The 14,368-nt window shown below is 65.6% G+C and carries 14 protein-coding genes; 4 read left to right on the top strand and 10 right to left on the bottom strand.

From position 1 onward, the window contains the following. The 4 genes from A3M1_RS0102295 (at position 1) to A3M1_RS27145 (ending at position 3,927) form a co-directional block, all read left to right on the top strand. On the top strand, positions 1 to 1,086 hold the full coding sequence (locus A3M1_RS0102295) for an ABC transporter ATP-binding protein (protein ID WP_245261547.1): 1,086 nt from the start codon (positions 1 to 3) through the stop codon (positions 1,084 to 1,086). A gap of 32 nt (positions 1,087 to 1,118) precedes the next feature. Further along, positions 1,119 to 2,636, top strand: coding sequence for an amidohydrolase family protein (locus A3M1_RS0102300; protein ID WP_018387335.1), 1,518 nt, complete (start codon positions 1,119 to 1,121; stop codon positions 2,634 to 2,636). Positions 2,637 to 2,656: 20 nt separating this feature from the next. Then, positions 2,657 to 3,442 (top strand): creatininase, encoded by a 786-nt coding sequence (locus tag A3M1_RS0102305; RefSeq protein ID WP_018387336.1) that lies wholly within the window; start codon positions 2,657 to 2,659, stop codon positions 3,440 to 3,442. A gap of 86 nt (positions 3,443 to 3,528) precedes the next feature. Then, positions 3,529 to 3,927 carry a hypothetical protein gene (locus tag A3M1_RS27145; protein ID WP_371258773.1) on the top strand — a complete coding sequence of 133 codons (399 nt, stop codon included), beginning with the start codon at positions 3,529 to 3,531 and terminating at the stop codon, positions 3,925 to 3,927. Positions 3,928 to 3,935: 8 nt separating this feature from the next. On the opposite strand, the gene A3M1_RS0102320 is transcribed toward A3M1_RS27145, so the two are convergent. The 10 genes from A3M1_RS0102320 to A3M1_RS0102365 form a co-directional block, all read right to left on the bottom strand. Continuing rightward, positions 3,936 to 5,561 (bottom strand): NAD(P)/FAD-dependent oxidoreductase, encoded by a 1,626-nt coding sequence (locus tag A3M1_RS0102320; RefSeq protein WP_018387339.1) that lies wholly within the window; start codon positions 5,559 to 5,561, stop codon positions 3,936 to 3,938. Positions 5,562 to 5,607: 46 nt separating this feature from the next. Further along, positions 5,608 to 6,693 (bottom strand): aromatic ring-hydroxylating dioxygenase subunit alpha, encoded by a 1,086-nt coding sequence (locus A3M1_RS0102325; protein WP_018387340.1) that lies wholly within the window; start codon positions 6,691 to 6,693, stop codon positions 5,608 to 5,610. A 46-nt stretch (positions 6,694 to 6,739) separates the two neighbouring features. Beyond that, positions 6,740 to 7,501, bottom strand: a complete 762-nt coding sequence (locus A3M1_RS0102330) for a class II aldolase/adducin family protein (RefSeq protein WP_018387341.1) — start codon at positions 7,499 to 7,501, stop codon at positions 6,740 to 6,742. An 11-nt stretch (positions 7,502 to 7,512) separates the two neighbouring features. Next, positions 7,513 to 8,367, bottom strand: coding sequence for a sugar phosphate isomerase/epimerase (locus A3M1_RS0102335; RefSeq protein WP_018387342.1), 855 nt, complete (start codon positions 8,365 to 8,367; stop codon positions 7,513 to 7,515). Between the two features lie 3 nt (positions 8,368 to 8,370). Beyond that, positions 8,371 to 9,369 carry a fatty acid desaturase gene (locus A3M1_RS0102340; protein WP_018387343.1) on the bottom strand — a complete coding sequence of 333 codons (999 nt, stop codon included), beginning with the start codon at positions 9,367 to 9,369 and terminating at the stop codon, positions 8,371 to 8,373. A 1-nt stretch (position 9,370) separates the two neighbouring features. Next, complete coding sequence (locus A3M1_RS0102345; RefSeq protein WP_018387344.1) at positions 9,371 to 10,183, bottom strand: ABC transporter permease; 813 nt, start codon at positions 10,181 to 10,183, stop codon at positions 9,371 to 9,373. After that, positions 10,180 to 11,019, bottom strand: coding sequence for an ABC transporter permease (locus A3M1_RS0102350; protein WP_018387345.1), 840 nt, complete (start codon positions 11,017 to 11,019; stop codon positions 10,180 to 10,182). The genes A3M1_RS0102345 and A3M1_RS0102350 overlap by 4 nt, the downstream gene beginning before the upstream one ends. A 56-nt stretch (positions 11,020 to 11,075) precedes the next feature. Further along, a complete protein-coding gene (locus A3M1_RS0102355; RefSeq protein ID WP_018387346.1) occupies positions 11,076 to 12,191 on the bottom strand; it encodes an ABC transporter substrate-binding protein in 1,116 nt (371 codons plus the stop codon). A gap of 18 nt (positions 12,192 to 12,209) precedes the next feature. Continuing rightward, positions 12,210 to 13,265 (bottom strand): ABC transporter ATP-binding protein, encoded by a 1,056-nt coding sequence (locus A3M1_RS0102360; RefSeq protein ID WP_018387347.1) that lies wholly within the window; start codon positions 13,263 to 13,265, stop codon positions 12,210 to 12,212. A 175-nt stretch (positions 13,266 to 13,440) separates the two neighbouring features. Next, entirely contained in the window at positions 13,441 to 14,343 is a 903-nt protein-coding gene (locus A3M1_RS0102365; RefSeq protein ID WP_018387348.1) for a LysR substrate-binding domain-containing protein, read from the bottom strand. Positions 14,344 to 14,368: the final 25 nt, after the last annotated feature.

Here is a 14,368-nt window from a genome sequence, read left to right on the forward strand (position 1 = left end):
ATGGCCACTCCCATGATCGAGCTCGACCGTGTCGCCAAGCATTATGGCAACCACGCCGCCGTGGCCGAAGTCTCCTTCACCATCGACAAGGGCGAGTTCATCGCGCTGATGGGCCCCTCCGGCTGCGGTAAAACCACGACGCTGCGGATGATCGCCGGCCTCGACCAGCCGACCTCGGGCGAAATCCGCCTCTGGGGCCGGCGCCTCAACGAGGACGCGCCCTGGGAGCGCGACGCGCCGCTGGTGTGGCAGAGCTACGCGCTGTTCCCCTTCCTCTCCGTGCGCAAGAACGTCGAATTCGGCCTCAAGCAGCGCCGCCTGCCGGCGCCCGAGCGCCGCAAGAAGGCGGAAGAGTGGATGGAGCGGCTCGGCATTGCCGGCTTTGCCGAGCGCGGCGTCGACCAACTCTCCGGCGGCCAGCGCCAGCGCGTCGCACTCGCCCGAGCGCTGGCGCTGGAGCCGGAAATGCTGCTGCTCGACGAGCCGCTTTCCGCGCTCGACCCGCATCTGCGGGTGCGGATGCAGTCGGAGCTGGTGCGGCTGCACCGTGAGCTGGGCATCACTTTCATCTGCGTCACCCACAGCCATTCCGAAGCCTTCGCCATGGCCGACCGGGTGGTGATCATGAATGAGGGGCGCATCCAGCAGATCGGCGCGCCGCGCGAGATCCACCGCCGCGCCGCCAACCGATTTGTCGCCGAATTCGTCGGCGGCAACAACATCTTCACCGGCACGGCGCGCGTCGAGGACGATGGCTCGATCGCCCTCGCCGGCCCAGTTGGGACGGTTCATGCGCCTTCCCCCCTGGAGGGCGGCATCGTCACCGGCGCCGCCGCCACGCTGGTGGTTCCCGCCGACCGGATCGAACTCGCGGCCGCGGGCACCGGCTGCGGCAATGAGGTGGCGGCGCGCGTCGTCACGGTGGAATTCGTCGGCTCCACCGTTACCGTCTTCCTGGAGACCGAAGGCGGCGGCGAGCTGCACGCCCAGCGCTCCCTGCACGAGATGGAGAACACCCCGCTGGCGGTCGGCCAGCCGGTGGTCGCCCGCTGGTCGCCGCAACAGGGGTTCTTTCTACCCGCGTGAATTCTGCCTGCCTGATTTATGGAGTGAATGCGATGTCGACCTTCATCCGCGGGGCCACGGTGCTCGCCATGGGCGGCCCGAACGGCAGCACACCCTTCCTTGGCGACGTGCATGTCGAGGGCGACCGCATCAAGGCCATCGGCGCGGGCCTGCCAGTGCCGGAAGGCGCCACGGTCATCGACGGCACGGGCAAACTGGTGATGCCCGGCCTCATCAACGCGCATCTGCATTCCGGCGAAGCGCTGTTCAAGAGCCGCTACGACAACCTGCCGCTCGAATTGTGGATGCTCTACGCCTACCCGATCCTCGGCGCCAAGGCGCTGAGCGAACGCATGATCTATCTGCGCAGCATGGTGGTCGCCATCGAATCGCTGAAGACCGGCGTCACCTGCCTGACCGACGACATCTTCGAGGCGCCGCGCCAGACGCTCGCCCAGCTGGGCGCGGCGGTATCGGCCTATGACGATGCCGGCATCCGCGCCACCGTCTCCGGCCATGTGATGGACCGCGACTTCCTCGATTCCATACCGTTCTCGCGCGAGCATGTGTCGGCGGAGCTGCAGGCGGAAGTCGCCAAGCTCACCCCGCCGACAACGGATGAATATCTCGCCTTTGCCAAGGAGGCCTACGCCCAGTTCCATAACCGCTCGGGGCGCATCCGCTTCATGCTGGCGCCTTCCGCCCCACAGCGCTGCACGCCGGAGCTGATGCAGGCGGTGAACGCGCTGGCGCTGGAATGGAAGGTGCCGTTCCACACCCATATCGTGGAGACCAAGGTGCAGGGCGTCACCGGCCCGGCGATGTATGGCAAGTCGCTGATGCGCTACATGGCCGATCTCGGCCTGATGCACCCCGGCACGACCATCGCGCACTCCGTGTGGGTGAGCGAGGACGATATTGCCCTGATGGGCGAGGCCGGTGTCTCGGTGGTGCACAACACCATCTCCAACCAGAAGCTCGGCGCCGGCGTCGCGCCGGTGCGGCAGTTGCTCAGCGCCGGGGTCAATGTCGCGCTCGGCTCGGACGGCATCTCCACCAACGACACGCCGCGCATGTTCGACGTGATGCATGCCTGCGGCCTGATCCACAAGGTGACGACGCCCGACTACACCCAGTGGCTCAGCTCCGCCGAGGTGCTGCACGCCTGCACGCTGGCGGGGGCGAAAAGCGCCCTGATCGGCCACGAGACCGGCTCGCTGGAAGCGGGCAAAAAGGCCGACCTGCTGGTGATCAATCTCGACACGGTGTGCTTCACCCCGCTCCACGACATCCTCAACCACCTCGTCTACAGCGAGAACGGCTCGTCCATCGGGAAGGTGATGGTGAATGGCGAGATCGTGGTCGAGAACGGCCAACTGACCAGGATCGACGAGAAGGCGCTACTGGCCGAGCTGCGGTCGCTGATGCCGGCCTTCAACGACTATCACTCCGGCGTCGAGGCGGCGAACCGCGCCTTCGCCCCGGCTTTTGATGCCATCCACCGCCGCTGCAACCAGGTCGATCTCGGCATTCACCGCCTGGTCGGCACCAGCGACATGTGGCCTGCCTGACCCCCGACGGAGCCCCCGCCATGAGCACCCCCACCGTCCGCATCGCCGACATGACCTGGTATGAATTCGCCGACCGGATGAAGGAAGACCCCATCGTCTTCCTGCCCACCGGCTCGGTGGAGCAGCACGGCCCGCATCTGCCGCTGCTGACCGACGTGATCCTGCCCGTCACGGTGGCCGAGGCGGTGGCGGCGGAAATCGGCGGCATGGTCGCCCCGGCGGTGAGCTATGGCTACAAGTCGCAGCCGAAATCCGGCGGTGGCAACCATTTCCCCGGCACGCTGAGCTTAGACGCCAGCGTGTTCATCGCTCTCGTGCGCAACATCGTCAACGAACTCGTCCGCCATGGCGCGCGCAAGATCGTGCTGTTCGACGGGCATATGGAGAATGCGTGGTTCCTGGTGGAAGCCGCCGACCTCGCCCTGCGCGATCAGGCGATGCTGGGCCGGACCGACGTGAAGATCGTCAAGCTCGGCTATTGGGATTTCATCAACAAGACGACCGAGGCGGTGCTCTTCCCCGACGGCTTCCCCAGCTGGGAACTGGAACATGCCGCCGTCATGGAAACCTCGATCATGCTGCATGTGCGACCCGATCTGGTCCGGCAGGACAAGATCCCCGACGACCCCGCCGCCGACTTCCCGCCCTATGACGTCTATCCCTTCGACACCCGCCCCATTCCGCCGACCGGCGTGCTGTCCTCGGCGAAGTCCGCCTCAGCGGAAAAGGGCGCGGCCGTGCTGACTCAGGTGGTGCCGGACATCGCAGCGAGCCTGCGGGCGGCCTTCGGCGCGTCATCGGATTAAGCCGAGCGCCGTGACGGGCAGATGACCCACCCGACGCCGGGCGACGGCATGGCCCAGAGCCGCCCCTGGCCGAGAGCTTCGAGCGCATCCATCGGGCCAATCTCGTCCGCATGGGCGTGCTGCCACCGGAAATCGCCGAAGGGGTGGACCGTATCACGCTCGGCATTGGCGGCATGGAGCGCCTGTCGCTCCCCATCCCCCTGGCCGACCTCGCGCCGCGCCAACACGTCCCGATGCTTCTCCACCGGCGGACGGAACCGGCCTCGGCTTCGCGCCTTGCTGCGCGTCGATACCCTCGTCGAGATGGGCTATCTGAAGGCGGGCGGCATCCCGCCCTATGTCGCACGCAGGCTCTGGGCAAGGGTCGGCTCAGCGGTCTGACCGACGGCGGGCTCGTGGTTTCCGGAACATCGAGCAACGGCCATCTTCCGGCAGCCGCACCGGCTAGGCAAAGCCAGAAGCGGCGCTGCCGCCGAAACTCGTAGCGACGCTCTCAGTTCCGCTTCGCCTTGATGTCGCGCAGAACTTCGCGGGCGGCGTTGAAGCCCGGAATGCCGGAGACGCCGCCGCCGGGATGCATCGAGGAACCGCAGATATAGAGCCCCTTCACCGGCGTGCGGTAATCGGCATAGCCCGAGACCGGGCGCTGGAAGAACAGCTGGTCGGTCGAGAGCTCGCCATGGAAGATGTGGCCCTGCGGCAGGTTGACGATGTTCTCAATGTCAGGCGCGACGAGCAGCTGCGCCTCGATAACGTCATCGCGGAAGCCGGGGGCATAGTCCTCGATCGTGTCGAACACCGTCTTGCGGAAGTTCTCTTTCTCGCTAGCCCAGTTGCCCCCCTTCAACGTGTAGGGCGCGTGGCCGCCGAACAGGTTGACCACGTGCTTGCCCGGAGGCGCCAGCGTCGTGTCGACCATGGTCGGCACGACAGGCGTGATGAAGGGCCGGGACGAGTACCACCCATGCTTGGCCTCGTCATAGGCGCGTTCGAGATAGTCGATGTCGGGCGCGATGTGCATGTAAGTGGGGTAGTCGAAGCTGCCGAGCGTCCCCTCGCGCCGCACCCGGTCCAGAATGCGGTATTGCGGCGGGCGCTCGCAGGCGATGTTCATCTTGAAGGCGGTCGAGAAGGTCCGGTAGCCCTTTATCTCCCGCACCACCTCCTCCGGCAGGTGCCGTTCGCCGACAAGGTTGAGATAGAGGGTCTTGGCGTCGGCGTTGGAGATGATGGTCTTCGCCGCGTAGGTCTCGCCGGTCGTGGTCGACACCGCCGTCGCGCGGCCGTTCTGGATGCGCACTTCCTTGATCGGCGCGCCGGTGACGATGTCGACACCCTTCTCGCGCGCCGAGGCCGCCAGCGCCTGCGTGATCGACCCCATGCCGCCCTTGATGAAGCCCCAGCCGCCGGCGCCCTCATGCTCGCCCATGATGTGGTGCATAATGACATAGGCCGAGCCCGGGGTTTTCGGCCCGGCAAAGGTGCCGATCGAGGCGTAATAGGCCAGCACCGCCATGATGCGGTCGTCGTCGAACCATTCGCGCAGGAAGTCGTAGGCACTCATCGTCAGCATGTCGACGATGCGGTACATCTTCCGCCCGATCTTGCGATGGCGCCACAGAAGCGAGGCGCCATCCTTGAAGGTGCGCCAGTCGCGCTTGGTCGGGTCGACCGGGGTCTCCCACAGCAGCTTGCGCACGATGTTGGCCGCCTCATTCAGATAGCGGTCGAATTCGGGATAGATGTCGGCATCGTGCTGGGAGAAGCGGGCGAAGCTCGCCTGCGACTTGGCGATATTGTCGGAGAACAGGATGTAGTCCTCCCCGTCCAGCGGAGAGACCATGTCCGAGCAGGGCAGAACTTCGAGCCCGTGCTTTTTGAGCTCCAGCTCGCGAATGATGCGCGGGTGAAGAAGGCTCATCAGATAGGAGAAGATTGAAGCCCGGAAGCCCGGTGCGATCTCCTCCGTAACCGCAGCGCCACCCAAAACGTCGCGTCGCTCCAGCACCAGCACTCTCTGCCCCGCCTTGGCGAGATAGTTCGCGCAGACGAGCCCGTTATGCCCCGCCCCGATGATGATCGCGTCGTAAACCTTGCCTACGGTGATGTCGGCACTCATCGCTTCACCTCAACCTGACTGATCACGGCCCGACGGACGGCACGCACTATTCGGCAGCGACACCGCGGAGCGGCGCCTTCGGTTCGAGCCCGTCGCGGCACATGTTCTGGAAGGCCTTCACCGCGTATTCGTATTTCGGCGAGAGCGGACCGCGCGTGTAGATGCCGGCCTCGAGGTTGCGCTGCACGCCGGTGATGATGTCGAGATCCTCGGTGACGATCTGCGCCGACCACTCGGCCGACTGGCGGTTCGCCTCCGCCTTGTCAGGCGAAACGTCGTTGAAGAAATACCAGTTGATGTGCCGGATACGCCCCGGCCCCAGCGGCTCGACGGTGGCGATGGAGGAGCCCCAGTCGTAGAGGTTCAGCATGAGGAAGGGGAAACGATAGAAATAAAGCCCCCGCGTCAGCCCGCCATCGCGCTTGGGCGCGTGCAGGTGGAAGAACTTGTCCTTCGGATAGGTGTCGATCCGGTAATTGTCGATATCCATCGACTGGCACAAGCCCGGATGCATGGTCCGGCAGTGGTAGCATTCGAGATAGTTCTCGCCATAGACTTTCCAGTCGACAGCGCAGTCGCGGTCTTTCGACATGAAATAATGCTGCTGCTCCAGCGGATAGTCCGCCGCCATGTCGTGGATCGGGCCAAGCCATTCGATGAGGCTCTCCCCGCCGCGTTCGAGGCGCAGGAAGATGAGGCCGCGCCATTCCTCGGCATCGATGGCATAGAGCCCCCACGCCTTCGGGTCGAAGCTGATGCCCTCGCCGAAATCCACCGCCTTGTTCAGGGCGCCGTCACGGGTGAAGCTCCAGCTGTGATAGGGGCAGACCACCAGCTTGCCGCAGTGGCCTTCCTCCTTCTCCAATAGCTGCGCGCCGCGATGGCGGCAGACATTGTGGAACGCGCGGACCACACCCTCATCGTCGCGGATGACGAAGACGGGAAAGCCCGCCAGCGTGCCAGAGACATAGTCGCCCGGCTGCTTCAGCCGTTCCGACCAGGTGAAAAGCATCCAGTTGCGGGCGAAGATCTCCTTGCGCTCACGCTGGTAAAGGGCCGGATCGCAATAGTCGCTGGCCGGCAGGGTCCAATCGAACATGCCGCTGCTGGCGGCGTAGGTTTCGGCGCTCATGTGCGGTTCTCCCGGGCTTTCGGATCTTGCTGATCCATTCAAGGCTTCAAGTGCGATAGGAGGGATCGATCTCGTCCAGCATGCGCAGATGCGCGTCCCATTCGAGCTGAAGGTCGCCATCGTCGAAATTCATCTGGTCGTACTGCGCGCCGACCTTCTCGCAGACCTCGCGCGGCGGCAGCACGATCTCGCGACCCATGGAGAGGGTCGCCACTTGCACCTCGCAGGCGCGCTCCAGATAGAACATCAGGTTGAACGCCTCGGCCACGGTGCGCCCAACGGTCAGCAGGCCGTGATTGCGTAGCAGCAGGCCGCAATAGGAGCCGAGATCGGCGATGATGCGCTCGCGCTCGTCGAGATCGAGCGCGATGCCCTCATAGTCATGCAGGCCCAACCGGCCATAGAATTGCAGCGCAATCTGGTTGAGCGGCAGCAGGCCTTCTTTTAGCGAGGCCACCGCCATGCCGGCGCGGGTATGGGTGTGGATGACGCAGGCCGCGTCGTGCCGGGCCATGTGCACAGCGGAGTGGATGGTGAAGCCGGCCGGATTCACCCGGTGCGGACTGTCGCCGACCTTGTTGCCGTCCACGTCGATCTTCACCAGCGAGGAGGCGGTGATCTCCTCCCAGCGATGGCCATAGGGGTTGATGAGGAACCGCCCAGCCTCATCCGGCACCCGCACCGTGCAATGGGTGTAGATGAGATCGGTCATCCGGAAATGGGCGAGCAGGCGATAGCAGGCGGCGAGTTCTACCCGCTGCTGCCATTCGGCGGCGCTCATCTCAGGGCTCAGGCTGGCGACGGCCATGATGGCTCTCCTCATTTCGGTTCGGCAACGGCGCGCGCGGCGGCGGCCCAGTCCTCAAGCGCCCATTGGCGCAGTTGCAGGGCTTCTTGCGCGCGGTCCGACAATTCCTCGCCATGGGCATCGGTGATGGCGTAGTCACGGGGGCCTAGTTCGCACAGGAACAGGCAGTCGGCATCGGCGCCATGGCGCGTCTGCCACGAGGTGAATCCACGCCGCCACCAGTCACGGAACACGGCGACCCAGGGCTGGTGCTGCGGGAAATACAGCGGCAGCTGCACCTGGCAGCGATTGGCGACCCGGCCCTGGAAGGAATCCGAACGTTCCAGCAGCCGGCCCACCTGCGCTTGATAATCGGTGCTGATCGGCAGCATCATTTCGCGGTCGACAACATAATGTGACAGGTCGGCAGCGAGCCGCAGCTCGGGGATGGCATCCAGCAGCAGCAGCGTCGCGAACATGTCGTTGGTGATGCAGTTGCGGTGCGTCTCGAACTGCAGCGGCACGCCCTCCTCCCGCCCGACCCGCATCCACGCCTCGATGACAGGCACCATTTCCGCCACCGACAGCGGCATCACCTGGCCGATGACGATGACAAAGGGCGAGCCTATGTCCTTGGCGAGGTGCAGCGCCGGGCGCAGTTCCTCGATTGAGCGCGGAAAAGCTGTCAGCAGCCCGCCGAGCCCGGTGCGGGCGAATTCCGGCACGGTGCCGCGCGCCGCAGCAATGTCCATGGCGCCGAGATCGATCGCCATGCCATCGAAGCCCGCCGCCTTCACCGCGTCGAAGCGCTCGGTCACCGGCCGCTCCGGCGTGCCGGGGCGGCGCTGCTCGGTGGCCCAGAGCGACTGATAGACCTTGAGCGGCATGGCTCAGACCCGCTTGGTGGCGCGCGGGCCGACCGGTTCGAGGTCGGTGTCGTCCATGATCCAGATCTTGTCGTCGGGATAGTCCGCCTCGGTCCGCCCGTTCCAGAACGCCTTGATCACCGCCAGCTGGAAGCCGAGATAGGTCATGGAATGCGGCTTGCGGCCCTTCTCCACGAAGATGGTGCGGTGGAGGTCCGGCAGCCGGTGGAACGGCACGCCGGGGAAGGCGTGGTGGGCAGTGTGAAACTGCATGTTCCAGCACATCCAGCGCATCAGCGCATTGGTCCGCGTGGTGCGAGTGTTCTCGGTGATCTGGTCGACATGCGGCAGGCCGAGATGCTCGATCGTGTTCTGCAGCTGGTGCACCGGCTTCATGACCAGCATAGGCAGCAACCAGAGTTTGACCGCGATCCAGCTGCCCGTCGCCACCGACAGAACCGCGATCAGCGCATAGCCGGCCAGGTGCCAGCGCGCCTCGCGGATCACCTTCGGGTGCTGGTCTGTGGGAATATAGTGCTCGCTGACGATGCCGAGCGAAAAGCGAATGACGCGACGGATGCGGGTGTACCAATAGGTCGGGCCGAGCACCCAGAGCAGGTAGGACAGCATCGAGTAGCGCTCGCGGCCCAGTTCGCCGTCGCCTTCCCAGTCCTGGGTGTAGCGATGATGGGCGAAATGCTGGATCTGGTCGAAATCGCGCGGATAGATCAGCACGAAGCCGAACAGGCGGCCGAAGAATTCGTTCAGCCCCTTGGTCTTGAAGACCGTCGAATGGCTCATCTCATGCTGGCCGGCATAGAGAAAGTTGATCAGCATGCCGTGCGCGATGAACGCCGGCACCATCCATCCTGTGCCCCAGCTGAACCAGAGCGCCGTGCCGGTGATCGCCAGCGCACCGAAATGACTGCCGAGCTGGATGAAGCCGGAGACGTCCGATTTCAGGCTCAGTTCCTTGAGCCGGGCCGGACTGATCATATCCTTGCGGCCGAATACCTCGTCCATCTCACTCCTCCTCGAATTCGGGGCGGCGCTGGAACGCCATGCGGGCCAGCAGGATCACTAGGGTGACGACGATCAGCACCACCGAGATGGCAGCGATCGCGGGGTCGACATTGTCGCGAAGTCCCATCCACATCAGGCGCGGCAGGGTGATCGCGTCGACGCTGGTGATGAACAGCGTGACGCCGATCTCCTCCCAGGACAGGACGAAGACCAGCAGCGCCGCCGTCGCGACGCCGAAGGCAATGGTGGGCAGGATGACGTGGACGATGCGCTGAGCGACGCTGGCGCCCATGCCGCGGGCAGCGAGGTCGATGCGCCGGTCGACCTGCGCCAGCGCCACCAGCACCATCACCACGGCGAAGGGCACCGTCATCACCACATGGGCGAGGGTCACGCCGATCACGCTGTCGAAGCCGATGGAGTGAGACATTTGCGACATGCCGGTCAGCAGGAAATACAGCGTCATCGCCGAAACCACCGGCGGCACGATCATCGGCAGCAGCACGAAACCGACCAGCACCTGCGAGAAGCGCGGCTGCAGCATCCAGATGCCGAGCGCGAAGCTGGTCGCCAGCACCGTTGAGATGACGCTGGTGAACAGGCCGATGCGCGCACTGAGCAGGATGCCGCTCAGCCAGTCGGGGTTCTCGAACAGCGTGCGGTAATGCATCAGCGAGAGGCTGCCCTTGGGCAGCGTCAGCAGCCGCCCGGGCGTGAACGAGATCGGCACCACCGCCAGCAAGGGCAGCAGCAGAAAGATCCCGACCAGAAGGGCAAGGGCGACCGCGACGGGTCCGGGGCGCTGGATCCTCATCGCCCGCCTCCCATGAGGCCGAGCCGGGCGAAGCGCGCGAGCAGGCCCATCAGCGCCGCGACGATGACGACCAGCGCCACGCTGATCGCCGCGCCCAGCCCCCAGTCCGGGCTCTGGAACATGCGCAGATAGACCAGCTCGGCCACCATGATCGAGCGCCCGCCGCCGAGAATGGCCGGGGTGACGAAGAAGCCAAGGCTGAACACGAAGACGATCAGCGTCGCCCCGATCACGCCGGGCAGCGTCAGCGGCAGGAACACCGACCAGAAGATGCGCAGGCGCGAGGCGCCCATGCCGCGCGCGGCGAGCAGCATCCGCTCGTCCACCGTCCGCATCGCCGAGGCGAGCGGCAGCACCGCGAAGGGGATGAGCACATGCACCATGCCGGCGATCACGCTCGGCTCGTTGCGCACCAGTGCCAGCGGCCCGTCGGTGAGACCGAGCACCTGCAGTGAGGAGTTGACGATGCCGCGCGTCGACAGCAGCACCAGCCAGCCGAAGGCGCGCGTCAGCAGCGAGATCCAGAACGGCACGAAGATGCAGATCTCGATCAGGCGGCGCTGCAGCCGGGAGCCGCGCACCCAGACATAGGTCACCGCATAGGCGCAGGCGACCGCGATCACCGTCACGATGAGGCAGATGCGGAAGGTGCGCAGGAACACCGACTGCACCAGCGGATCGCCGACCAGCCGCTCATACTGGCCCAGGCCCGGCTCCGGCAGCGTGACGCTCCAGAGTGCCACGCCGAGAAACGGCACGGCATAGGCAAACGCCAGGAACAGCACCAGAGGTGCTGTCAGGGCGAGCGTCGGCCAGAGTGCCGAGGAACTGCGCATGGCTTCATCCGTCGAAGGGAACGCCCTTCCGCGCGCCGCGCGGAAGGGCGGGCGGCTCACGCCGAGATGACCCGGGTGAACTCGTCCAGCGCCGCGCCGTAATTGTCGGCGTACCAGGGCATGTCGAGCGCGACCTGGTTCTTCATGTTGGCGGGATCGACCGGGTTGTAGCGCTTCTGGTCGGCCGGGATCAGCGCGTCGGTCGCCGGGTTGGCCGGCCCCTGACCCAGCATCTCGAACATGATGAGCTGGCGCTCCGGCACGGAGGTCGAGGCGATGAACTTCATCGCATTCTCCCTGCCGCCGGGATTGTTCTTGATCACCGCCAGCGCGCCCGGCGACAGCAGGCCCTGGTTCCAGGTGAACTTGATCTGGCCGCCGGAATCCTTCTCGATCAGCGAGGCGCGGGTCGACCAGATCAGCCCCATCGAGGCGTCGCCGCTCAACATCAGTTGCTGGCTCTCCGCGCCGCCGCCCCAATAGGCCGCGACATCCGGTTTCAGCGCGGCGATCTTGGCATGGGCGCGCTTGAGATCGAGCGGGTAGAGCTTATCGGGCGCCACGCCGTCGGCCAGCAGCGCCGCCTCCCACATGCCCGCGCCCCATTTGTACATGGTGCGCTTGCCCGGAAACGTCTTCACATCGAAGAAATCGGCCATGGTCTTGGGCGGATTGGCACCATATTTCTCCGCGTCATAGGCGAGGACATAGGAGAAAAAATAGGTCGAGGCCGCGTATTCCCAGTCGAAGCCGGGACGCATCTTCGACTTGTCGACGACGCTGTAGTCGATCGGCTCGATCATGCCCTGCTTGCCGAGCGAGATCGCCGAGAACGGGTCGGCATCGACAATGTCCCAGGTCGGCTTGCCGCTCTTGAACTGGGCGGCGATGGCGCCCTCGGTCGGGCCGGTGCCGTCCTCCTTGACGATGATGCCAGTCGCCTTCTCGAAGGGCTGACCATAGGCCTTGTCATAGGCCTTCAGCGCGTCACCGCCCCAGTTGACCAGCACGAGCTGGCGCACCTGCGCCAGCGCCTCGGGCGTGCGCAGCAGCAGGGTTGCGCCGCCGAAGATCAGCGCGGCGAGCTGGGTGAAGCGGCGGCGGTCGATCTCGCCACGCGCGGCCTTCGCCGCGAGAATGTCGAGGCAGTCTTTCTGGAATGCGTCGTTCACGGCGTGCTCCTGCTGTTTTCAGCTTTGCTCTGGAAGAAGGAAGCCATTTTCGAAGGACCAGGTGACCCAGAAATCCTGCCCATGGGCGAGGATGCGGCCGGCCGCCTCGCTCGGAAGGGTGACGGTCAACGGGGTGCCGCTGCGGGTGGCGAAGGCAAGGCGCATCGCCGAGCCGAGATAGGTGGTACCGGCGAGCCGGGCGGGAACACCGTTGCCCTCCGCCGGCGGCTCGGCGCTGACCGACATGTGCTCGGGCCGCACCGCCAGCACGGCGCTGTCCTTGAGGTTCTCATGCCGCGGCGCGGTCAGGCGCACCTCCTCGAACATACCGCTGGTGCCGCGCGCGCAATGGCCGATGCCGCCGACCGGCAGCAGGTTTATCTCGCCGAGGAACTCGGCGACGAACCGGCTCATTGGCCGCTCATAGATGTCGCGCGGCGCCCCGACCTGAAGCAGCCGGCCATGGTTGAAGATGGCGATGCGCGAGGACAGCGACAGCGCCTCGCTCTGGTCATGGGTGACGAAGACGAAGGTGGTGCCGAACTCGCCATGCAGGCGCGCCACCTCCTCCTGCATGCGCCCGCGTAAGTGCTTGTCGAGCGCGGAAAAGGGCTCGTCGAGCAGCAACACCGGCGGCTCGAACACCAGCGCGCGCGCCAGCGCCACGCGCTGCTGCTGACCACCCGAAAGCTGGGCGGGCCGCCTGTTCTCATGCCCCACCAGCCCGACGCGGGCGATGATAGCGTCGACCCGGCGGGCGATGTCCTCGCGGGCAACGCCGCGCACCTGCAGCGGAAAGGCGATGTTCTGCGCCACGCTCTTGTGCGGGAACAGGGCGTAGCCCTGGAACACCATGCCGAAGGAGCGATCCTCCGCCCGGCTGCGGGTGATGTCGATTCCGTCGCTGAGAAGCCGGCCCTCGCTCGCCGCCTGAAAGCCGGCAAGCAACATCAGGAACGTAGTCTTGCCGGAGCCGGAGGGGCCGAGAAGGGTCAGGAACTCGCCGGGCGCGATGTCGAGCGTGATGTCCTTCAGCGCGGTGAAGTGGCCGAAGGACTTGCCGATCCCGATCACTTGCAACCCGACAGCCCGTTTGCTCACGTTCGCTGCGCGCTCCGTTTATATGTAGAAATCCTAATCTCGCAATCCACTCACCTCAAATGAATAAAAATCCCATTTGGCGTGAATAATATTCACCCCATTGCCGGCGTCCTGGGCACGAAAGTTAAGACGCCCAGGAATGCATCACTCAACTGCGCATGACAGGCGCGGTCTGCACGAGGCGCGATTTCAGCCAGGCCGCGAAGGCCTGTATCGCCGGATTGCCCGGACGGTCGCGTGGCGTAACGAAATAATAGGCCCGCGAGGCGCGGATGGTGAGATCGAACGGCACGACCAGCCGCCCGGTCTCCACCGCCTGCCGGCAGACGAAATTGTCGCCGATGGCGATCCCCTGCCCTGCCAGCGCCGCTGCCAACACGAGGTTCATGTCGGAGAAGATCACCCCCTGGTCCGTGCGCGGCCCGACCACGCCGGCCGCCGTCAGCCAGGTGAGCCAGTCGCCGAGCCCGTCGAGATGCAGCAGCACCGAGCGCAGCACGTCGACGGGTTCGTTGAGGCCGCCCAGCTGGTTGAGCAGCACCGGGCTGCACACCGGCATGAAATCGACGACGCTGAGAAGCTCCACGCTGTGGCGCGGCCAGTCGCCGTCACCATAGGCGATGAATGCGTCGACGCCCGGCGCGTCGACATCCTCCAGCCGTGGCGGCGTGACGATGCGCAGCGTGACGCCCGGGTGCAGCTGGCGGAACTCGGCGACATGGACGCAAAGCCAAAAGGTGGCAAAGCCCGGAGTCGAGCTGACCGTGATCGCCCCCTGCAGCAGCCCCCGGTCGCCATAGTGCACGGCGGCATCGGCGATGAGGGCCAGCGCGATGCGCACATCGGCGGCGTAGCGCTTGCCCTGCGGGGTCAGCATCACGCCCTTGCCGGCGCGCTGGAGCAGGTCGAAACCGAGATCCTGTTCGAGGAAGCGCAGCTGGTGGCTGACGGCGCTGCGGGTGATGTTCAGCTCGGCGGCGGCCTGCCAGAGCGTACCGTGCCGGGCGAAGGCTTCCAGTGCCCGCAGGGCCTGTGTCGAGGGGAGCCGCATCGGGCGTTGTCCTTCGCGGGCGGCG

Origin of the sequence: Ancylobacter sp. FA202 (assembly GCF_000380205.1) — a bacterium.
GTDB lineage: Bacteria > Pseudomonadota > Alphaproteobacteria > Rhizobiales > Xanthobacteraceae > Ancylobacter.

Coding starts and splice junctions, on each gene's coding strand:
- A3M1_RS0102365 (WP_018387348.1), bottom strand. CDS start 14,343: ATGCGGCTCCCCTCGACACAGGCCCTGCGGGCACTGGAAGCCTTCGCC.
- A3M1_RS0102295 (WP_245261547.1), top strand. CDS start 1: ATGGCCACTCCCATGATCGAGCTCGACCGTGTCGCCAAGCATTATGGC.
- A3M1_RS0102300 (WP_018387335.1), top strand. CDS start 1,119: ATGTCGACCTTCATCCGCGGGGCCACGGTGCTCGCCATGGGCGGCCCG.
- A3M1_RS0102350 (WP_018387345.1), bottom strand. CDS start 11,019: ATGCGCAGTTCCTCGGCACTCTGGCCGACGCTCGCCCTGACAGCACCT.
- A3M1_RS0102320 (WP_018387339.1), bottom strand. CDS start 5,561: ATGAGTGCCGACATCACCGTAGGCAAGGTTTACGACGCGATCATCATC.
- A3M1_RS0102330 (WP_018387341.1), bottom strand. CDS start 7,501: ATGGCCGTCGCCAGCCTGAGCCCTGAGATGAGCGCCGCCGAATGGCAG.
- A3M1_RS0102335 (WP_018387342.1), bottom strand. CDS start 8,367: ATGCCGCTCAAGGTCTATCAGTCGCTCTGGGCCACCGAGCAGCGCCGC.
- A3M1_RS0102340 (WP_018387343.1), bottom strand. CDS start 9,369: ATGGACGAGGTATTCGGCCGCAAGGATATGATCAGTCCGGCCCGGCTC.
- A3M1_RS0102345 (WP_018387344.1), bottom strand. CDS start 10,183: ATGAGGATCCAGCGCCCCGGACCCGTCGCGGTCGCCCTTGCCCTTCTG.
- A3M1_RS0102325 (WP_018387340.1), bottom strand. CDS start 6,693: ATGAGCGCCGAAACCTACGCCGCCAGCAGCGGCATGTTCGATTGGACC.
- A3M1_RS0102305 (WP_018387336.1), top strand. CDS start 2,657: ATGAGCACCCCCACCGTCCGCATCGCCGACATGACCTGGTATGAATTC.